This window comes from Streptomyces sp. ICBB 8177, from assembly GCF_003144095.1.
In the GTDB taxonomy this organism is placed as follows: Bacteria; Actinomycetota; Actinomycetes; order Streptomycetales; family Streptomycetaceae; genus Streptantibioticus_D.
The window spans coordinates 234097-252844 of sequence record NZ_NSKH01000024.1 but is presented as its reverse complement, the minus strand read 5'-3'; the positions used below and the strand labels follow the sequence as shown (position 1 = coordinate 252844).

19 protein-coding genes are annotated in these 18748 nt (G+C 73.6%); 12 read left to right on the top strand and 7 right to left on the bottom strand.

Annotated features, from left to right (window positions below; all coding sequences use genetic code 11):
• Positions 1 to 102: 102 nt before the first annotated feature.
• Entirely contained in the window at positions 103 to 984 is an 882-nt protein-coding gene (locus CK485_RS27400; protein ID WP_109454615.1) for an SDR family oxidoreductase, read from the bottom strand.
• 84 nt (positions 985 to 1068) lie between these two features.
• Between CK485_RS27400 and CK485_RS27395 the strand changes: the two genes are divergently transcribed.
• Positions 1069 to 1650, top strand: coding sequence for a TetR/AcrR family transcriptional regulator (locus CK485_RS27395; RefSeq protein WP_109454614.1), 582 nt, complete (start codon positions 1069 to 1071; stop codon positions 1648 to 1650).
• 122 nt (positions 1651 to 1772) lie between these two features.
• Here the strand turns inward: CK485_RS27395 and CK485_RS27390 are convergent, their stop codons facing one another.
• A complete protein-coding gene (locus CK485_RS27390; RefSeq protein ID WP_109454613.1) occupies positions 1773 to 2981 on the bottom strand; it encodes an erythromycin esterase family protein in 1209 nt (402 codons plus the stop codon).
• 59 nt (positions 2982 to 3040) lie between these two features.
• On the opposite strand from CK485_RS27390, the gene CK485_RS27385 reads away from it, so the two are divergent.
• The 9 genes from CK485_RS27385 (at position 3041) to CK485_RS27345 (ending at position 11194) form a co-directional block, all read left to right on the top strand.
• On the top strand, positions 3041 to 3751 hold the full coding sequence (locus CK485_RS27385) for a TioE family transcriptional regulator (protein WP_109454612.1): 711 nt from the start codon (positions 3041 to 3043) through the stop codon (positions 3749 to 3751).
• Positions 3752 to 3978: 227 nt separating this feature from the next.
• Positions 3979 to 4821 (top strand): glycosyltransferase, encoded by an 843-nt coding sequence (locus tag CK485_RS27380; protein ID WP_109454611.1) that lies wholly within the window; start codon positions 3979 to 3981, stop codon positions 4819 to 4821.
• Between the two features lie 131 nt (positions 4822 to 4952).
• Positions 4953 to 5312: a hypothetical protein gene (locus CK485_RS27375; protein ID WP_109454610.1), complete on the top strand. Its 360-nt coding sequence runs from the start codon at positions 4953 to 4955 to the stop codon at positions 5310 to 5312.
• Between the two features lie 360 nt (positions 5313 to 5672).
• Complete coding sequence (locus tag CK485_RS27370; protein WP_241968669.1) at positions 5673 to 6464, top strand: hypothetical protein; 792 nt, start codon at positions 5673 to 5675, stop codon at positions 6462 to 6464.
• Positions 6465 to 6559: 95 nt separating this feature from the next.
• Positions 6560 to 7939 (top strand): ferredoxin reductase family protein, encoded by a 1380-nt coding sequence (locus CK485_RS27365; protein ID WP_241968642.1) that lies wholly within the window; start codon positions 6560 to 6562, stop codon positions 7937 to 7939.
• Positions 7940 to 7970: 31 nt separating this feature from the next.
• Positions 7971 to 8429 (top strand): FMN-binding protein, encoded by a 459-nt coding sequence (locus CK485_RS27360; RefSeq protein ID WP_109454607.1) that lies wholly within the window; start codon positions 7971 to 7973, stop codon positions 8427 to 8429.
• A complete protein-coding gene (locus CK485_RS27355; RefSeq protein ID WP_109454606.1) occupies positions 8426 to 9295 on the top strand; it encodes an FAD:protein FMN transferase in 870 nt (289 codons plus the stop codon). Before CK485_RS27360 ends, CK485_RS27355 begins: the two co-directional genes overlap by 4 nt.
• A gap of 4 nt (positions 9296 to 9299) precedes the next feature.
• Positions 9300 to 9968, top strand: coding sequence for a response regulator transcription factor (locus tag CK485_RS27350; RefSeq protein WP_109454792.1), 669 nt, complete (start codon positions 9300 to 9302; stop codon positions 9966 to 9968).
• Complete coding sequence (locus CK485_RS27345; RefSeq protein ID WP_109454605.1) at positions 9965 to 11194, top strand: HAMP domain-containing sensor histidine kinase; 1230 nt, start codon at positions 9965 to 9967, stop codon at positions 11192 to 11194. The genes CK485_RS27350 and CK485_RS27345 overlap by 4 nt, the downstream gene beginning before the upstream one ends.
• Here the strand turns inward: CK485_RS27345 and CK485_RS27340 are convergent.
• A complete protein-coding gene (locus CK485_RS27340) occupies positions 11148 to 12329 on the bottom strand; it encodes an alpha-hydroxy-acid oxidizing protein (RefSeq protein WP_109454604.1) in 1182 nt (393 codons plus the stop codon). The two genes, CK485_RS27345 and CK485_RS27340, sit on opposite strands and share 47 nt — an antisense overlap.
• Positions 12330 to 12480: 151 nt before the next feature.
• Positions 12481 to 14541 carry a hypothetical protein gene (locus tag CK485_RS29915; RefSeq protein ID WP_109454603.1) on the bottom strand — a complete coding sequence of 687 codons (2061 nt, stop codon included), beginning with the start codon at positions 14539 to 14541 and terminating at the stop codon, positions 12481 to 12483.
• Positions 14542 to 14976: 435 nt separating this feature from the next.
• On the opposite strand from CK485_RS29915, the gene CK485_RS27330 reads away from it, so the two are divergent.
• Positions 14977 to 16860 carry an FG-GAP-like repeat-containing protein gene (locus CK485_RS27330; RefSeq protein ID WP_241968641.1) on the top strand — a complete coding sequence of 628 codons (1884 nt, stop codon included), beginning with the start codon at positions 14977 to 14979 and terminating at the stop codon, positions 16858 to 16860.
• Positions 16861 to 16958: 98 nt separating this feature from the next.
• Here CK485_RS27330 and CK485_RS27325 read toward each other — a convergent pair whose 3' ends face one another.
• From CK485_RS27325 to CK485_RS27320, 3 genes are read right to left on the bottom strand one after another with little or no spacing between them, the layout of a single operon-like run.
• Positions 16959 to 17354 (bottom strand): hypothetical protein, encoded by a 396-nt coding sequence (locus tag CK485_RS27325; protein ID WP_109454602.1) that lies wholly within the window; start codon positions 17352 to 17354, stop codon positions 16959 to 16961.
• The gene (locus CK485_RS30115) at positions 17351 to 17485 is read right to left on the bottom strand and encodes a hypothetical protein (RefSeq protein WP_275124696.1); all 135 of its coding nucleotides are present in this window, start codon (positions 17483 to 17485) and stop codon (positions 17351 to 17353) included. Before CK485_RS30115 ends, CK485_RS27325 begins: the two co-directional genes overlap by 4 nt.
• The gene (locus CK485_RS27320; RefSeq protein ID WP_109454601.1) at positions 17482 to 17781 is read right to left on the bottom strand and encodes a hypothetical protein; all 300 of its coding nucleotides are present in this window, start codon (positions 17779 to 17781) and stop codon (positions 17482 to 17484) included. Before CK485_RS27320 ends, CK485_RS30115 begins: the two co-directional genes overlap by 4 nt.
• Positions 17782 to 17928: 147 nt before the next feature.
• Here CK485_RS27320 and CK485_RS27315 point away from each other — a divergent pair, with 147 nt between their 5' ends.
• Positions 17929 to 18657: a GntR family transcriptional regulator gene (locus tag CK485_RS27315; RefSeq protein WP_109454600.1), complete on the top strand. Its 729-nt coding sequence runs from the start codon at positions 17929 to 17931 to the stop codon at positions 18655 to 18657.
• The last annotated feature ends 91 nt before the right edge of the window (positions 18658 to 18748 follow it).

Here is an 18748-nt window from a genome sequence, read left to right as displayed (position 1 = left end):
CGCCGGGCCGTTCGGCATGACCGGCACGCCTTGGAGGCCGGCGGGGAGGAGCGCTCACCCGGTTCAACCGACGTCCTGTCGGCAGACCCCCGTCGCGGCCGCTCAGGGCTCGATCTTCTCCAGGTCCTCCAGCAGGCTCGGGTGGGTCGGCTTCCAGTCGAGCGCGGCGCGTGTGTGGGCGCTGGACGCGGGCTGGTCGGCCGCGAAGACCGGGCCGAGGGCGCCGAAGCTCTCCGTCGGGACCGACGCGACGGGCAGCCCGAGCCGCCGCCCGATGACCGCGGCGATGTCGCGCACCGCGTCCCCCTCGTCGGCGACGGCGTGCCACGCGCTTCCGGCCGGAGCCTTCTCCAGGGCGAGCCGGAACAGCACGGCGGCGTCGAGCGCGTGGACGGCGGGCCAGCGCTGCGTGCCGTCGCCGGGGTAGCCGGCGGTGCCGGTGCGGCGGGCGATGTCGGTGAGCAGCCCGGCGAACCCGCCACGGCCCTCGTTGTGGACCGTGCGCGGCATCCGTACGGCGCAGGTGCGCACGCCCCGCGCGGCGAGTTCGAGCGTACGGGTCACGGAACGGCTGCGGCCCGCGACGGGACCCTCGGTCGGCAGCGGGTCGGCCTCGGTCGACGCGCGCCCCGCGACCCAGGGCGTGCCCGACACGGTGACGAGCGGCCGGTCCGTGCCGGCGAGGACCTCGCCGACCGCTGCCAGCGCGGCGCCCTCTTCCTCGATGCCGCGCGCGAGCGACTCGGGTGAGCTGAAGTCGTTGCTGAAGGCGAGGTGGATGACGCCGTCCGCCTGCTCCGCGCCGGTGCGCAGGACCGCGAGGTCGGCGAGGCCGCCGCGCAGCACGTCGGCGCCGGCGGCCCTGGCGTGTGCGGCGGAGGTGTCGGAACGGGCGAGGGCGGTGACGGAATGTCCCGCGGTGAGCAGTTCGGCGACGACGGCCGAGCCGATCAGGCCCGTTCCGCCGGTGATGAAGACGCGCATGACGGACTCCCCATACTGATGCGACATGTGTCTCATCACCGTACACCGCGATGGGACACATGTCGCATCGGATAGGCTGGTCGTATGCCCAGATGGAAGCCGGATGCCCGTCGGCGCCTGGTCGTGGCGGCGCTCGGCCTGTTCGCCGAGCAGGGCTACGACGACACGACGGTCGCCCAGATCTCGGAGCGGGCCGGGCTGACCCGCAGCACGTTCTTCCGCCACTTCGCGGACAAGCGGGAGATCCTCACGGCCGGGCAGGAGGTCCTCAGCCGCCTGCTGGCGGAGGGCATCGCCGACGCTCCGGCGGACGCGTCGCCGATGACGGCCGTCGCGGCCGGCCTGGAGCGCGCGTCGGGTGAGATGACGTCGTTCAACCGCGACCTCGGGCCGCTGCTGCGCGCGGCGATCGAGGCGAACGAGGAACTGCGCAATCGCGAGGCACTGAAGAGCATCGGCATGGCCGCGGCGATGGTCGACGCCCTGAGGCGGCGCGGCGTCGCGGAACCCACGGCCCAGGTGGCCGCGGAGCTGGGCGTGCTCGCGTTCAAGCTCGGCTACGCCCGCTGGGCCGACCCCGCCCGCGACGAGGACCCGGGCGAACTGGCGCCCCACACGCGCGCCGCGTTCGAGGAACTGCGCGCGGCGGCCGCGCAGTTGCACTGACCGGGCAGCCCCAGTTGACGACACCGTCGGGAAGTCCGGTGCGGTGAACGCCCCGACCACTGGAACCCGAGCTCGATGGCCGGGGCCTTCAGCCGGGTGGGGAGAGTCGCCCCGCGTGGCGTTCAGACCAGCGGGACGTCCTTGACGAACACCAGGCCGTCGCTGCCGGCCAGGTGGGCCGGGTCGAGGGGTGCGTAGCCGAACCAGGGCGACACGCGCGGTGCGGGCGGTGCGGTGGTGAGGGCGGCGGCCAGCCGCTGGACGTCCACGACGCAGCGGTCCTCCGCGAGCGCGTACAGCAGGCCCTCGACGGTGTCCGGGGGCGGGACGTCCACGCCCCGGTGCCGGATCGTGCCGAGGGCTGTGGCCACGAACGCGTAGTCCGCGCCGAGTCGGCCGCTGACCAGCGCGCCGGCGCCCCACCACTCCACCCTCTCTTCCCACATCCGCACCGTGCTCTTCTCCCGCTGGAGGTGGGCGTTGTGGGCGTGGGCCAGCACCGGTCCCCGTTCGGCGAGGGCGAGGAGGTTGCCGGCCATCATCAGGTCCCGCAGCGCGCCCAGCCGGCTCATGCGGGATGGTGAGGTGTCGGCCATCCCGTGGTGGTAGCGCAGCAGGCCGGTCGCGGTGCGCCCGTACAGGCGGGCGCGGTCCACGTCGTCCGGTGACGTCGTCGCGCACAGGTGGGGCGCCTGCGTTTCGAGCAGCGCCGTCAAGTCGTCAGCGAGCGACCGCAGTTCACGGGCCTGCGCCGATCGCCCCACGGACCGCGCCGGGTCCGTCATCGCGGCGGGGTCGGTCCACCGTTCGTCGGCTCCGGTCACGGCGTCGAGCGTTTCCGCGGTGCAGGGCAGCAGGCCGGCGTCCACATGCGCCGCGAGGTAGCCGTGGAGCGCGGTGAGAGCCTGCCGGGGGCTCGCGGCGCCGGTGAACTCCAACGGGCCGTCGAACCCGGCGAAGTGGAGCCGTTCGGCGGCGGGTCGGCCGTCGTTGTACTCGCGCATCCAGCACACGAGTTCGCGGTTGGCCGCGTGGGCGCCCCAGTCGTGGCTGAAGCCCCGTTCCATGACGTCGTCCAGGGTGCCGCCGCCCGTGCCCGAGGTGACGTACTCGTCCACGGCCAGGCCCCTCATGCAGTCGGTCTCGATCGCGATGGTGTGGTAGCCCTCCTTCTCGACCAGTTCCCGGAAGAGTTCGTTGCGCAGGCGGAGCAGCGCGTCCTCGCCGTGGGTCGGCTCGCCGAGCGCGAGCAGCCGCGGACGGGCCGGAAGCAGTCCCATGACGGCGGAGGCCTCGACGGAGTGAAGGGTGTGCTTGATGTCGTTCGCCATGCCCGTCAACGGTATCGTTGAACTTCCGGTGGAAGCTTCCACACGACATCAGCGGGTACATGCAGCGAAAGTCTCAAAGGGGCGGTCGCCTCAGGCCGGTCGACCTGGCACGCGGGCACGGCCTGTCCACGCAGGCGGTCAGGAACTACGAGGAGTCCGGCATCCTTCCGGCCTCGGAGCGCACATCCCACGGTTACCGCACCTACACGCCGCTGCACGCGGCGGCGCTGCGGGCGTTCCTCGCCCTGCTGCCGGGCCACGGCCACCGGGCGGCGACGGCGGTCATGCGGGCGGTGAACGAGGGCGAGGCCGACGAGGCGTTCCGCCTGATCGACGAGAGCCACGCGCAGTTGCTGGAGGACCGCGGGACCCTCCGGGCCGTGGAGCACGCCCTCCGCGGCCTGGAGCCCGCGACGCCGGACCCCGGCCGCACGTTCATCGGTCCGCTGTCCGCAAGACTGGGGATCCGTCCCGCGACGCTCCGCAAGTGGGAACGCGCGGGCCTGCTCACCCCGCGCCGCGACCCCGCGACCGGTTACCGCGTCTACGACGCGTCCGACGTAAGGGACGCGATGCTGGCCCACCAACTCAGGCGCGGTGGTTACCCGTTGGGGCGGATCGCCCCGCTGATCGCCCAGGTGCGCGCGGCCGGAGGCCTGGAGCCGCTGGGGTCCGCGCTGAACGACTGGCGGGCACGGCTGGCCGCCCGGGGGCGGGCGATGCTGGCGGGAGCCGCGGAACTGGAAGCCTATTTGCGCGAGTTGGAGTGAGGAAACGCCGGCCCGGAGGTGGTGCGGGCCGGCGCGGACGCTCCCGGGATCGCTCCGCGGCCGCTTCGGGGGCTGCCGGCCGGCTGGGCGTTATTGCCGTGCGATGTGATCCCCTCGGCCTGGATGATCTAGGGGACCCTCGCGCCGTCCGGTCTCCCGCGGTCACCCCGAGCCGTGGGTGGGTTCGCATCGGGGCGGCGGCGCCGAACCAGCCACGAAAGGTCTGCATGAACGTCATATCGGTCGTGACGCCCGTACACGCGGACGCGGTGCGCTTCCTTCCCGAGGCCTACGCCTCCCTGCTCGCCCAGGAGTTGCCCGAGGGGTGGTCGTGGGAATGGTGTGTCCAGGAGGACGGCGCGGGCGTGGGCGCGGCCGTCCGGCTTCCCACCGACGACGGGCGCATCCGGATCTCTGCGTCGCGGGCCGGTGGCCCGCACGTGGCGCGCACGATGGCGTTCGCGCGGTCGGCCGGCTCGTACGTGAAGACGCTGGACGCGGACGACCGCCTGACCCCGGGAGCGCTGGCCCGCGATGTCGCGGTACTCCGGGAGCACCCGTCGGTGGGCTGGACCACCAGCCGTGTGGTCGACCTCCTCGAGGACGGCAGCACGGTCTCGTTCGAGGGGAGCGATCCGCACCCCGGGCGGCTGCGTCGAGGCAGCGCCTTCCGCTTCTGGAAGGAACGCCGGCGCCCGCAGGTGCACCCGGCGACGTTGTGCGTGCGGCGCTCGCTGATGGCGTTGCTGGGCGGGTGGATGGCGCTGCCCGCCTCGGGCGACACGGGGCTGCTGATGGGTCTGGACTCGCTGGCGGACGGCTGGTTCATCGGCGAGACGGGACTGCTGTACCGCAAGCACGGCGGTCAGATCACCGCGCACCCCGATCACACGGGCGGGACGGAGTGGGAAGCGCGGATGTCGCTGATCAGGGAGCGCGCGGAGGCCCTGCGGATGTGGACGGGCACGGAAGCCCTCGTGCGCTCCGGCACCGCCGCATTCACGCCGCTGAGCCGGATCCCCGACCAGGATTCCCCTGGCATGAGGCGATCGGCCCTGCGGGAGCGGTGAGAAGACCGGCGCCAGCCGCGCGGGCGGGAGCCCCGGCCTCGGTGTGCGGACCGCCTCTCCCGCGTGTGCGGGCCGGAGTTGGCCGGTCACCGCGACCTTCCGGTACGGCACCTGATCGCCAGGCGGCCCTCATGGCGATCGGAGTCTCATCCGAGTTGCGGGACGTCCTTGAAGAGCCCTTCGGAGGAACCCTCGGGGATCCGAGGATCAGCTTTCGTGAGATCGAGTTCGACTTCAGGAACGGACGACTCGTGCTGGTCGGGGTCGTGGTCGTCTCGCGGGCCAAGGGTGACGAGACGTGGAAGGTGACGTTGTCCTTCGAAGAGGCCGACCACCGGTCGGCCCTCGACGGGGCGCCGCGTGCCGCGCTCGAGTGGTTCGCCCTCATGGTCAGGGAAAACGTCATGGAGTGGTGGCACACCAGGAGGCAGGGGCCGAACATGCCGTTCGCCGCTCAGAAGATCGCCCATGACTCCGGCGGCAGCTCGTGAAGTGACCCCTTCCCAACCGCTGACGCCCCCCGACGTTCACCGCCCCCCGCACGCACCGCCACCGATGACGGGATGACGCCACGCCGCCCCGCTCGCGGTGGGCGGAACGGGCCCGGGCCGCACGGCCGTCACCAGGGACTCCGAGGGCGCACTCGACGCGGTGCGACAGGCCCTGCGGCCCATCGTCGAGGAGTCGGAGGACGGGAGCTGAGGGCGATCCCCGTCCCGCGCCTGAAGGAGGCCGCCCCCGTGGCGTGCTCATGTCGCGTTACGCGGGTGTTAGGCCGGGGTCGGCAGACTCCCACCACTGTCGTGTGCCATGTGTCGTGGGAAAGGGTGGTGCGGACCGTGGGTGCTCGGGTGGTGGAGGAACCGCGGCTGCGGGGTGGTGGCGCCGTGGCCGCCGGGGCGCTCAGCAAGGTGCCCGAGGTGACCGTCGCCTTCTGGGTGACCAAGGTGCTGACCACCGGCATGGGGGAGGCCACCTCCGACTTCCTCGCCCAGCACATGGATCCCGTGCTCGCCGTCGGCATCGGGGGCGTGGCGTTCGCCGTCGCGCTCGCGGTGCAGTTCCGCGTGCGGCGCTACATCGCGGCGGTGTACTGGACGGCCGTCGTCATGGTCAGCGTCTTCGGCACCATGGCCGCCGACACCCTGCACGTCGCCCTCGGCGTCCCGTACGCGGCGTCGACCTGCGGGTTCGCCCTCGTGCTCGTCGGTGTCCTGGCGCTGTGGTACGCCAGCGAGCGCACGTTGTCCGTCCACAGCGTGCGCACCCCGCGCCGGGAGGCGTTCTACTGGGCCACCGTCGTCACCACCTTCGCGCTCGGCACCGCCACCGGTGACCTGACCGCCACCACGCTGCACCTGGGCTACCTGTCCTCCGGCGTCCTGTTCGCCGCCGTCATCGCGGTGCCCGCGCTCGCGCACCGGCGGCTCGGGCTGGGCCCGGTCGCCGCCTTCTGGTCCGCCTACGTCGTCACCCGGCCGCTGGGCGCCTCGTTCGCCGACTGGATGGCGGTGTCCACCTCACGCGGCGGGCTGGGCTGGGGCACCGGGCCGGTGAGCCTCGCCTGGGCCGTGGCGATCGTCGCGTTCGTGGTCCACCTCGCCGTCTCCCGCGCCGACGTGGCGCGGCCCGAGGTGGCGTGATGAGCGCCAACCCGCCGGTCCTGCGCCCTCGCCCGGCCCCCCGGCCCGCCCGGCGCCGGGCCGCACCCTCGCGCCCCGCCCCGCACCGCGAGCCCATGCCAGTCGTGCTGACGGCCGTGATCGTCGCGGGGGCACTGCCGGTCGCGTTCGTGTGGTGGCAGAACACCATCCCCGGCTCGCTGGACTCCCCGGCGGCCGACCTGAGCGCCGCCGGGCGGATCGCCGGACTGCTCGCCGCCTACCTCCTGCTGGTCCTGGTCGCCCTGATGGCCCGCGTGCCGTGGCTGGAGAACCGGATCGGCTCGGACACCGTGGCCCGGCTGCACCGCGCGCTCGGGGAGTACACCGTCGCCCTGGCCTTCGCGCACGCCGTCCTGATCGTCTGCGGCTACGCCTGGCAGGGGCACACCGACCCGCTGACCGAGACCTGGGCGGTCGTGACCGGCTACACCGACGTGTGGCTCGCGGCGGTCTCGCTCGGGCTGCTGGGCCTGATCGGCGTGGTCTCCGCGCGCGCGATACGGCGCAGGGTCGCCTACGAGTCCTGGTACCACGTCCACCTGCTCGCGTACGTGGCGATCGCGCTGGCGTTCTCCCACGAGTTCGCGGTCGGCACGGAGTTCTCCGCCTCCCCGCGCAACCGCCTGCTGTGGTCGGCCGCGCACGTCGTGGTGGGCGCCGCCGTCGTGGTCTTCCGCCTCGGGCTGCCGCTGTACCGCTCGCTGCGGCACGGCGTGCGGGTGGCCGCGGTGGTGGCCGAGGGGCCGGGCGTGGTCTCCGTCCACCTCACCGGGCGCGACCTGGACCGGCTGGGGGCGCGAGCCGGGCAGTTCCTGCGGTGGCGCTTCCTCGCCCGCGGCCAGTGGTGGCAGTCGCACCCGTACTCGCTGTCGGCCGCGCCCACGCCGGACGCCCTGCGGATCACCGTGAAGGCGCTCGGCGACGCGAGCGGGGCCGTGGCGCGGCTGCGGCCGGGCACGCGGGTGTGGTTCGAGGGCCCGTACGGCGCGTTCACCGCGCGGCGGCGCTGGGGGGCGACGGCGCGGCCCGCGCGGCCCGTGCTGCTGCTGGCGGCGGGCGCGGGTGTCACACCGCTGCGCGCGCTGTACGAGACGCTGCCCGCGGCGGCCCGGGGTGGCCCCGGTCACCACGACGGTCGGCACGACAGCGGCAGCGGGGACGGCGGCGTGCTGCTGGTCCAGCGCGCCTCCCGGCCCGAGGACCTCGTGCTCCACGCCGAGCTGCGCCGGATCGCGCAGGCCCGCGGGTTCGGCCTGCTCGCCGTCGTCGGTCCGCGCGGCGGTCCCGCCGACGACCCGCTGCGCGCCGACCGCCTGCGCGCGATGGTCCCCGCTCTGGCCGAGCGCGACGTCTACCTGTGCGGTCCGGCCGGCTGGACCGCGTTCGTACGAGCCGAACTGCGCCGGGCCGGCGTGCCCGCGCGCCGCATCCGCACCGAGGCGTTCGCGTTCTGACACCCGGCGATCCCTGAGGAGGGACGACATCATGCGTGCGACCACCGCCGCCCTCGCGTTGACCGGCTGTTCGGTCGCGCTGCTGATCGGGGTCAGGGCAGAGACGGGCGGCCGGCCCCGCTCCGCCCTGACCGGCGCCGACCGCGCCGCGGGACCGGCCTCCGGCACCCCGGCCGCCCCCACGACCACGACCGCCCCCCGGGCCACGTCCGCCGCCACCGGCACCTTCACCGGTGCCGCCGAACAGACCCCCTACGGCACCGTCCAGGTCGAGGCCGTCGTGCGCGGCGGCAAGCTCACCGACGTGACCGTGCTCCAGCAGACGCACGGCGGTCGCAGCGACCAGATCGACGCCTACGCGCTGCCGGTGCTCAGGTCGGAGGCGCTGACCGCCCAGGGCGCCGACATCGACGTGGTCTCCGGCGCCACCTACACCTCCAGCGGGTACGCCCGCTCCCTCCAGGCCGCCCTGGACGCGGCCCGCCGATGACTTCCGCGGTCCGGAGCCGGCCGGGCCCGCTGCGCACAGCCGTCACCCACGTCATGGGCACCGTCGTCTCCCTCGCGGCGCCCGGCGCGGTCGGCGAGGAGGCGTTCCGGGCCGCCGCGCGCGAGGCGTTCGACGAACTGCGGCGGCTGGACGAGGTCTTCTCCCCGTACCGGCCGGACAGCCCGGTCAGCCGGATCAGGGACGGCCGGCTGCGCACCGCCGACCTGCCCGGGCACCCGGAAGGGCCGCTGCTGACCGAGGTCCTGCGGTTGTGCGACCGGCTGCACGCGGACAGCGGCGGCGCGTTCGACGCCTGGGCGGTCGGCGACCCGCCGGGCTTCGACCCGTGCGGCGCCGTCAAGGGCTGGGCCGCGGAACGCGCCGCCGCCCTGCTCGCGGAACGCCTGGCCGCCTTCGCCCTCAACGCGGGAGGCGACGTACGGGTGCGCGGCGGGTGGGGCGGCGGGCCCTGGCGGGTGGGCGTGACCGATCCGCACCGGCCCGGCGGCGTGCTGGCGGTGCTCCCGCTGAGTGACGCCGCGGTGGCCACCTCGGGCACGGCGGAACGCGGCTTCCACGTGTGGCACCCCGGCACCGGGCGCCCGGCCGCCGGGCTCGCGCAGGTCACCGTCGTCGGCCCCGATCTCGCGCTGGCCGACGGCTACGCGACCGCGGCCATGGCGAGGGCGGCCACCGCGGACCGCGTGGACGACGCCCACGCCTGGCTGGAGGCGCTGGCCCGGCGCGACGGGTACTGGTCGCTCACCGTGGACCCGGCCGGACAGGTGCGCCGGGTCGACGGCCTCGACGGTTCGCGGCGTGACGTGGCCCCGGCTGCCGCCCCGCGCGGTCCTGACGGAGGATGACAGCATGCGCATTCTTGTCGTGGAGGACGAGGAACGCCTGGCCGCCCGGATCGCCGAGGGGCTGCGCGACCGTGGCATGGCGGTGGACGTCAGCCACGACGGCGCCGACGCCCTGGACAAGCTCGGCGTCAACGAGGGCTACCAGGTCCTCGTCCTCGACCGCGACCTGCCAGGGCTGTCCGGCGACGACGTGTGCCGGGCGCTGTCCGGGCGGGCCGACGCGCCGATGATCCTCATGCTGACCGCCCTGTCCGGAACCGACGACCGGGTCGACGGGCTGACCCTGGGCGCCGACGACTACCTGGGCAAGCCGTTCTCGTTCGCGGAACTGGTGCTGCGCGTGCAGGCGCTGGGCCGCCGCGGCCGCTCCCACAGCGCGGTGCTGACCTGGGGCGACGGTGACATCACCATGGACACCCTGCGCCGCGTCGTGCTGCGCGCCGGGCGGCCGGTCGCGCTGACCGCGAAGGAGTTCACCGTGCTGCGGCTGCTGCTGGCGGCCGACGGCGCCGTGCTCAGCCAGGAGCAACTGCTGGAGCGGGCGTGGGACGAGCACGCCGACCCGTTCACCAACACCGTCCGGGTCACCGTCAACCGGCTGCGGCGCAAGCTGGGCGCGCCCGATCCCATCGAGACGGTGGTCGGCGCCGGGTACCGGATCGCGCGGCCATGACACCCCCGCCGGAAACCACGTCCGCGCCCCCCTCCGGCCCGCTGGCGAATTCGCGCGCTCGGCTGCGCCGCCTCGCGGAGCGGGTGCCCAAGCCCGCGCTGACCATCAGGACGCGCCTCACCCTGATCTACGCGGGCCTGTTCACCCTCGGCGGCGGCGTGCTGGTGCTGGCGATGACGACCGCGTTCTACCACCTGCTGTTCAGGCCGCTGCCCGACAGCGAGATCCCCAGCCGCCTCGACCCCGACCACGACCACTTCGTGGGGCTCAGCGACCAGATCCGCGACGCCGCCGCCTCTCACCTGCTGCGCATCGCGCTGGTGCTGCTGCTGGTGGTGGTCGCGGTGTCGGCGCTGCTGGGCTGGTGGATCGCGGGAAGGATGCTGCGGCCGATCGCCGCGATCACCGCAGCCGCCCGCCGGGCCACCGGCACCACGCTGCACGAACGCCTCAACCTGCCTGGTCCGGCGGACGAGTTGAAGGAGCTGGGCGACACATTCGACCGGATGCTGGAGCGGCTGGACGCCGCGTTCGCCGCGCAGCGCCGCTTCGTCGCCAACGCCAGCCACGAGCTGCGCACCCCGCTCGCGCTGACCCGGGCCGCCGTCGAGGTCACCCTCGCCAAGCCCAGCGTCACCGAGGAGCAGTGGCGCACGATGGCGCAGGACGTCAGCCAGTCCACCCTTCACGCCCAGCGGCTCACCGACGCGCTGCTGGTCCTCGCCCGCTCCGAGCAGCGGATGACCGAGGACGAGGTGGACGACCTGGCCGACCTCGCCGCCGAGGCGCTGGACCAGGTGGAGCTGCGGCGGGCGGAACGCGGCCTGCGCCTGACCGCCGACCTGCCTGCGGCCCCGGTGCGCGGCAACGTGGCGCTGCTGGGCATCGCGGTCGGCAACATCGTGGAGAACGCGGTCAAGTACAACCGCGACGGCGGGCTGCTGAGCGTCACCACCCGCCGCACGGAATCCGGTCAGGCGGAGCTGGTCGTGCGCAACGACGGCCCGGTGCTGGACGACGGCACGGCCGAGGAGTTGTTCGAGCCGTTCCACCGGGGCCGCCACACCCGTTCGGGCCGCGCGGACGGCACGGGCCTGGGCCTGTCCATCGTGCGGGCCGTCACCGAGGCGCACGGCGGCCGGGTCACGCTCCGGGCGCCGTCCACCGGCGGCCTCGTGGTCACCCTGCGCCTCCCGGCACCGGACGCAGCGCCCCGTCCTGCCTGAGCGCGTCCGGCGTGGGATAGCCGTCGACCGCCATCAGCAGGTCGGCCTCCGCCAGGAACGAGCGCAGGACGTGGACCACGCCGTCGGTCCCGCCCAGCGCCAGCCCGTACGCGTAGGGGCGGCCGATGCCCACCGCGCTCGCGCCGAGGGCGAGCGCCTTGACGACGTCCGTGCCGGAGCGCACCCCGGAGTCGAACAGCACCGGCAGCCCGTCCGCCGCCTCGACCACGCCGGGCAGCGCGTCCAGCGCCGCGAGGCCGCCGTTGGCCTGGCGGCCGCCGTGGTTGGAGCAGTAGACGCCGTCCACGCCGAGGTCCTTCGCCCGTCGCACGTCTTCCGGGTGGCACAACCCCTTCACGATCAGCGGCAGTTGGGTGAGCGAGCGCAGCCAGGGCAGGTCGTCCCAGGTGAGCGGGTTGCCGAAGACCTGCGTCCAGCGCAGCACCGCCCCTTGCGGGTCCTGCTCGGGTGGCCGGGGCAGACTCGCCCGGAATACCGGGTCGGTGGTGTAGTTGACGAGACAATTCCCGCGCAATTGGGGGAAGTTGCCCGTGGACAGGTCGCGCGGGCGCCAGCCGGTGATCCAGGTGTCGAGGGTGACCACGATGCCGCGGAACCCGGCGCGCTCCGCCCGGTGCACCAGGCTCTCGGCCAGCGCCCGGTCGGTCGGGGTGTAGAGCTGGAAGAAGCCGGGGGTCTGTCCGAAGCGCGCCGCCACGTCCTCCAGCGGATCGGCGGACAGCGTCGAGGCGACCATCGGCACGCCGGTGCGGGCGGCGGCGTCGGCGGTCGCCAGGTCGCCGTGCCCGTCCTGCGCGCACAGCCCGATCACACCGATCGGCGCCATGAACACCGGCGACGGCCACCGCGTGCCGAACAGCTCGACCGACAGGTCGCGTCGGGTGGCGCCGACGAACATCCGCGGCACCAGGCCCCAGCGGGTGAAGGCCGCCGCGTTGGCGCGCTGGGTGTGCTCGTCGCCGGCGCCGCCCGCCACGTAGGACCACACCGAGGGTGGCAACGCGGCACGCGCACCGGCCTGAAGGCCCTCGAACGTGAGCGGATAGGACGGGACGATCCCGGCCAGTCCGTTGAGGTAGATCTCGTCCTGGTAGCCGCCGTAGGGCTGGCCCATCTGAGGCCTCCGCTGCGCTCGTCGGTCAACGATGTGGTGGCCGCCATGATGACGCACGGCCCGCGCCTGCCGTACCCATGCGTGAAAACGCCCGCCCCGCCCGGCGGTCGAGGCCGGGCGGGGCGGGCTGGGTGCGGTGGAAGGCCTTCGGTCAGACCTTGCCGGAGGTGCCGGTGGACCACAGCTGGCCGCCCGCGGTGGCGCTGCCGCCCTTCTTGTACACGACGAGGTTGCCGTCGTTCTGGGCGATCGCGTACGCGCCGGTGTTGCCGTAGGTGCCGCTGGACCACAGCGCGCCGCCCTTGCCGGGGGCGCCGGTGGACTTGTAGACGACGAAGTTGCCGTCGCTCTGCATGTAGGCGTACGCGCCCGCGTTGCCGCTGGACTTGGCCGACCACAGCGCCACGCCGTCACTGTTGCGGTACAGCACCAGGTTGCCGTCCGCCTGCACGACCAGACGGGTGGTGGTGCTCTGCGTCCACCAGCCGGCGGTCATCTTGGTGTTGGAGGCGATGGTCGCCGACCGGCGCCAGGTGCCGCTCGACCACAGCGCGCTGCTGCCCTTGTAGACGACGAGGTTGCCGTCCGACTGGAGCGAGGCGTACGCGCCGCCGTGGCCGTAGGAGCCGCTGGACCACAGCGCGCCGCCGCTCGCGGGGCCGCCGCCCTTCTTGTAGACGACGAAGTTGCCGTCCATCTGCATGACCGCGTACGCGCCGGTGTTGCCGTTGGTGTGGCTGGACCACACCGCGGGGCCGTTGCCGCTGGCGCCGGTCTTCAGGTACGCGACGAGGTTGCCGTCGGTCTGCATGGTCAGCGTCATCGCGGCGTTGCTCAGGCTCTGGCCCGGCAGCAGCTCCTGGCCGGAGGCCAGGGTGGTGCCGTTGCCCGCCGGGGCGGTGAAGGCCGCGGTGCCGTTGGGGGTGCCGAGGCCGGTCGGGCCGTCGTAGCCGGTGCCCGCGGTGCACAGGTAACTGCCGCCGCAGGAGCCGTTGGAGCCGGAGGTCACGTCGTTGAGGGCCGCGGTGTCCGCGTACGGGTACGAAGCCGGGACGGTGCCGGCGGCCGGCGTGCCCGCCAGCGCGTAGACCGAGGCGATGATCGGCGACGAGGCGCTGGTGCCGCCGTAGACGTCCCAGCCGGAGGCCTGGTACGTGTCGTAGACGGCGACGCCGGTGGCCGGGTCGGCGACGGCGGAGACGTCCGAGATGGTCCGGTGCGAGCAGCCGGTGTCCTTCTGCCAGGACGGCTTGGCCTCGTCCGCCGAGCAGCCGGAGCCGGTGCCCTCGGCGGCGCTGGTCGACCACACCGACTCGCTCCAGCCGCGGGAGTTGGCGGCGTGGCTGAGCGCCGTGCCGCCCACGGAGGTGACGAACGGGGAGGCGGCCGGGTACTGCGCGCCGTAGGCGGTGTCGCCGGCGCTGGCGGTGATGGCCACGCCCGGGTGGTCGAAGTACGCCAGGTCGGCCTTGACCTCGCTGGGGTCCTCGGAGCCGCCGTAGGAGTTGGAGACGTACTTGGCGCCCATGGCCACGGCGCGGTCGACCGCGGTGCCCAGGTCGTCCATCGACGGCGAGTTGGCCTCGACCAGCAGGATGTGGCACTGCGGGCAGGTCGCGCTGACCATGTCGAGGTCGAGCGAGATCTCGCCGGCCCAGCCGGCGTCGGCGGCCGGGTAGCTGGTGCCGCCGTTCTGGTCCACCTTGTGGAAGCAGCCGTCGGCGGTGGTGCAGGCCGGCAGTCCGTACTGCGCGCGGTACGCGGCGAGGTCGGCCTCGGCGTTGGGGTCGTCCTGGGCGTCCACGATGGCCACGGTCTGGCCCGCGCCGGCGCTGCCGGACGGCAGGTTGTAGGCGCTGTGCAGGTCCGCCGGGCCGTAGCCGGACGGCGTGGCGTTCGGGGCGACGCTCATCCGCTGGACGACGTCGGTGCGTGCCTCGGCGAGGCAGGCCATCTCGCCCGGCCTGGTCGGCTGCGCGCACAGGTGCCTGACGGCCACGGCGGAGTGCGTGACCGGGGTGGAGTGCGTGGCGGCCGGGGCCGCGGCGCGGGTGGCCGCGGTGCGCGCGGCCGGAGCCGTGGTGTGCGCGGTCGCGGTGTGCGGGGCCGTGGTGGGCGCGGCCGGTGCGGCGGCGAGCGACGGGGTCGCAGCGAGCAGGCCGCCGGAGACGAGTGCGGCGGTGGACAGCGCGGCGGTCGCGGCCGAGGCCACCCGCCGTCCGCGTCTGCCGCCGGGTCCCCCCGTGGGACTTTCGGTCGAGCGCAAGTAAGTGCCCTTCTGTTCTGAAAAGGACGGTGCGACTGTCTTCGACGAGGACGGTGCGAGGTGGGGTGCGCACCCGCGCGCGTGGTGTGGTGCTGTCGCGCACGGCCGGACACCACGACGACGCGGAGAACGTGTCCGGTGTGTGAAGAGAGTGTTCGAGCCTGGGCACTCTACTTCCTTGTGCGACAATCCGGCGATCACATTTGCCTGTTCAGTGGCTGTGAGATGTCGGTGTGGTGCCGTTGTGCCGCTGATGTCCGCTGCGTGACAGCGGCGGAGGCACCGCCTCCGCCGGTTGAACACCACGGCCGCGGCAGGCGTATGTGACGGCGCGGGACCACTGCCGCGCGGATCGTTTCATCGCTTGGGGGGAACACTCCTTTGTCTTCGCGGTACTCGCGACGCTCGTCGCGTCTGGCGGCGCTGGCCGCCGTCTGTGCGGCGGTCCTCGGACTCACCGGGGCGCAGGCCTCCGCCGCCTCTCCGGCCCACCACGAACCGGCCGCCCCGTCCGCCGCCCACCACGCCTCCGGTGCCGCTGCTTCAAGGCGTCCCGCCGCCGACCCCGGGGCCAAGGCGCGCGCCGCCGCCTCGTACTGGACGGCCCAGCGGATGGCGAACGCCCGCCCGCTGGACGCGCGGACCGGCGGCGGCATGCGGCCGATGACGCCGAAGGGGGCGGGCGTCCCGCAGGGCACGTTCTTCCGCGGCACGCCGCTGGTCGGCACCTTCTTCGGCTCCGACGGCCCCACCGGCACCGACTGGACCTGCACCGGCAGCGTCATCGACACCCCGGCCCGCGACGTCATCCTCACCGCCGCCCACTGCGGCCTGGGCATCCACGCCAACTACGTCTTCGTGCCGGACTTCGTGATGGGCGCCGCGCCCGCCGGCCAGCCGTACGGCATCTTCCCCGTGCAGCAGGTCTACATCGACCCGCGCTACACCCCCGATCCGGGCTCGCACACCACCAAGGGCCCCACCTCCGACCTGGACACGGCGTTCGCCACGCTGGCGCCCAACCAGAAGGGGCAGCAGGTGCAGGACGCGGTCGGCGGCGGGCTGACCTTCACCGAGCCCACGACGTACGACAACCCGCACGTGACCGTCGTCGGCTACCCCGCCTACGGACACAACCCGAACGGCTCGGCCATCAAGTGCACGGTGCCGACGACCCAGTTGCCCGGCTTCCGGCAGATGTCGATGACCTGCGGCGGCTACTACGGCGGCGTCTCCGGCAGTCCCTGGATCACCGACTACGCGGACGGCGCCACCTCCGGCCACGTCATCGGCGACCTCGGCGGCTACAACGGCGGCGGCAACGACCAGGACGTCAACTACATCAGCTACGGCACGTACTTCGGCTCCGACGCCGCCGCGCTGCTCGCCCGGGCGGTCGCGGGACAGCAGCAGCCGCCCACGCCGCTGCCCCCGTACACCGGCCTCCAGCCCAAGCTGCCCGGCGGGGCGGCGCTGTGGAAGCACGCCAAGCTGCTGGCGTCCGGCGACTTCACCGGTGACCACCACGGCGACCTGGTCGTGGTGTGGGACGACGGCGAGGTCACCCTCTACCCCGGCGACGGCAACGGCGGCTTCCTGCCGGAGAAGCAGCTCAAGGCGCCGAACGCCGCGTGGAAGCAGGCGGCCACCATCACGGCCGGCGACTTCGCGGGCAGCGGTCAGTACGACCTGATGGTGCGCTGGGCGGACGGGCACGTCAGCCTCTTCCCCGATCTCGGCTCGTCCGGGCTCGGCCACGAGGTCGTGATGGCGAAGCCGGGATCGGCGTGGAAGAACGCCGCGCAGATCACGGGTGGCCAGTTCCACAACGGCAGTTACGTCAGCGACCTGCTGGTGCGCTGGAGCAACGGCGAGGTCGACGTCTACACCGGCGTGGGCGCGAACACCTTCGGCACCAAGCACCGGCTGCTGGCCCCCAACGCCACGTGGAAGTACGCGGTGTCGGTGGCGGCCGGCCACTTCGGCGGCGCGGGCGCCAACTGGGACGTGGCCGTGCGCTGGATCGACGGCGAACTCGACGTCTACCCGGCCACCTCGCAGTCCCGCCTGGGCACCGAGCACCGCCTGCTGAACGCCAACGCCCGCTGGAAGTCCGCGGCGGCGATGACGGTCGGCGCCTACACGGCGAACGCCTCCGCCGACGACATCCTCGCCCGCTGGCCGGACGGCTCGGCCTCCCTCTTCCAGGACACCACCCCGGCCACCCTGGGCGGCGAGCAGTCGCTGGTCTTCCCCGGCGCGTGAACGTCTGACCCGGGGAACCCCCGGCGCGTCAGGGCAATGAATCGGGAAAGACCGGGGGCTGAGACCGAAATCATGCAGACAAACATATGTGTGGATCTTCAGTGTTCCCCGCGAACTTCTTGTGAAGGCGTTCCGACGGCGAGGACCAGCGCGAGGTCGTCCAGCATCCGGAAGACGACCGACGGCATGGACGACGACGAGGTGGCGACCCTCCCCGGCGCCGGTCCTTCGTGCGCGCCGTCGTCCCACTGCGTGGTGATCGGTACATCGCGGTCGGCGCAGGCGAACCAGGCGTCCGGATCGGTGCGCCGGTCCACCGTGGCACTGGCGCCGGTCGCCATGTCGTACGGCCACATCACGTCGGGCAGGAACGCGGCCCGGTCGACCGCTTCGAAAGCGGGCACCCAGGCCTGACCCAGCGCACCCGAGGCGCGCAGGGCGCGGCCCAGCTCCTGCCGGGTGGGCCGCGCTCGCGCCGTGTCGCGCACGGTCACCTGCGGTGCTTCCCGTCCCCCTCGGGGCTGCCGCCGTCCGGGCTCGGCGGCTCCTGCGGGGGCTGCCAGGGCTGGCCGGGGAGGCTGTCGCCGCCGTCGCCGCCTGCGTGCGTCAGGATCTCGATCCTCATGGCGTTCCCTCCTGGGGCTGGGGTGGGTGGTCGTGCTCTTCGCCGGGCACGTCGCCCCGGCCGGTACGGGTGATCTCCGCCCACGCCACCGCCGCGTCCGCCGTGCGCGCGTGCCCGTAGCGGTCGGCGCGGCGCAGGGCGTCGACGAGGGCGGTGTGCAGCGGCTCCGGGATCTCGTCGGGGACGTAGACCTCGACCCGGATGGCCTCCGGGGTCGCGAGGGTGCGGGCCTCGGTGCCGGTCGCGGCCGCCAGCCGGTCGGCGACCTCGCGGGCGCGGGCTTCGGGTGAACGCACGAATGTCCCCAGGTGAGGCGGCCGGTGATCACACATGGTAATGCTGCTTAAGCAGCTTGTACCTGATGCAGTAGCTTTGTCAACGGAGCAAAGGCACCCAAGAGCGCACCAACCGGTAGACGGCACACGGCAGTCGGGAGACGGCGGATGGCACGCGAGGCCCCCTACCTCGAGGTCGCCGAGGCCCTGCGCGCCCGGGTCAGGGGCGGGGAGTGGGCCACCGGCGAACGCCTGCCGTCACGCGCCCGCCTCGCCGAGGAGTACGGCGTCGGGCGGAACGTGACGCAGCGCGCGGTCGACCTGCTCATCGTCGAGGGCCTGCTGGAGGGCCGGGCGGGCTCCGGCACGTACGTGCGCGAGCCGCGCGAGCGGCACCGGATGGTGCGTTCGCGTGGTGAGGCCACCCCGGGCGGCGGCGCCGCACGCGAGTTCCACAGCGAGGCGCACACCCCGGCCCCGGCCCGCATCGCCCGCAGGCTGGACATCGCCGAGGGGGACATGTGCGTACGGACGCGGTACGAGTTCCTCACCGACCGTCAGCCGGTCCACCTGGCGGAGAGCTGGGAGCCGATGGCGATCACCGGCCGCACCCCGATCGTGCTGCCGGAGCTGGGCCCGATGAAGGGCAAGGGCGTGGTCGAGCGGATGCGCAGCATCGGCATCGAGATCACCAGGGCCGTGGAGGTGCCGCGTCCCGGACGGGCCACCACCGCGGAGGCGGCGCTGCTCGGCATCGCCCCCGGTGACCTGCTGCTGCACATCGAGCGCACGTACTACGCGGCGGACGGCCGCCCGGTCGAGACGGCCGACATCACGGTGCCGGACGTGCGGCTGGAGATCGCGTACGAGATCGGGCTGGGGCACGAGCGCCACTGAGGCCGTCCGGGCTCGGGCCGCTGGCGGTGGGCGCCCCCCGACTCGTGACCTCACCACCATGGGCGTCGATCTCGCGGAGCGCTAAGGTCGG

Coding starts and splice junctions, on each gene's coding strand:
- CK485_RS27400 (WP_109454615.1), bottom strand. CDS start 984: ATGCGCGTCTTCATCACCGGCGGAACGGGCCTGATCGGCTCGGCCGTC.
- CK485_RS27395 (WP_109454614.1), top strand. CDS start 1,069: ATGCCCAGATGGAAGCCGGATGCCCGTCGGCGCCTGGTCGTGGCGGCG.
- CK485_RS27390 (WP_109454613.1), bottom strand. CDS start 2,981: ATGGCGAACGACATCAAGCACACCCTTCACTCCGTCGAGGCCTCCGCC.
- CK485_RS27385 (WP_109454612.1), top strand. CDS start 3,041: ATGCAGCGAAAGTCTCAAAGGGGCGGTCGCCTCAGGCCGGTCGACCTG.
- CK485_RS27380 (WP_109454611.1), top strand. CDS start 3,979: ATGAACGTCATATCGGTCGTGACGCCCGTACACGCGGACGCGGTGCGC.
- CK485_RS27375 (WP_109454610.1), top strand. CDS start 4,953: ATGGCGATCGGAGTCTCATCCGAGTTGCGGGACGTCCTTGAAGAGCCC.
- CK485_RS27365 (WP_241968642.1), top strand. CDS start 6,560: ATGCCAGTCGTGCTGACGGCCGTGATCGTCGCGGGGGCACTGCCGGTC.
- CK485_RS27360 (WP_109454607.1), top strand. CDS start 7,971: ATGCGTGCGACCACCGCCGCCCTCGCGTTGACCGGCTGTTCGGTCGCG.
- CK485_RS27355 (WP_109454606.1), top strand. CDS start 8,426: ATGACTTCCGCGGTCCGGAGCCGGCCGGGCCCGCTGCGCACAGCCGTC.
- CK485_RS27350 (WP_109454792.1), top strand. CDS start 9,300: ATGCGCATTCTTGTCGTGGAGGACGAGGAACGCCTGGCCGCCCGGATC.
- CK485_RS27345 (WP_109454605.1), top strand. CDS start 9,965: ATGACACCCCCGCCGGAAACCACGTCCGCGCCCCCCTCCGGCCCGCTG.
- CK485_RS27340 (WP_109454604.1), bottom strand. CDS start 12,329: ATGGGCCAGCCCTACGGCGGCTACCAGGACGAGATCTACCTCAACGGA.
- CK485_RS30115 (WP_275124696.1), bottom strand. CDS start 17,485: ATGAGGATCGAGATCCTGACGCACGCAGGCGGCGACGGCGGCGACAGC.
- CK485_RS27315 (WP_109454600.1), top strand. CDS start 17,929: ATGGCACGCGAGGCCCCCTACCTCGAGGTCGCCGAGGCCCTGCGCGCC.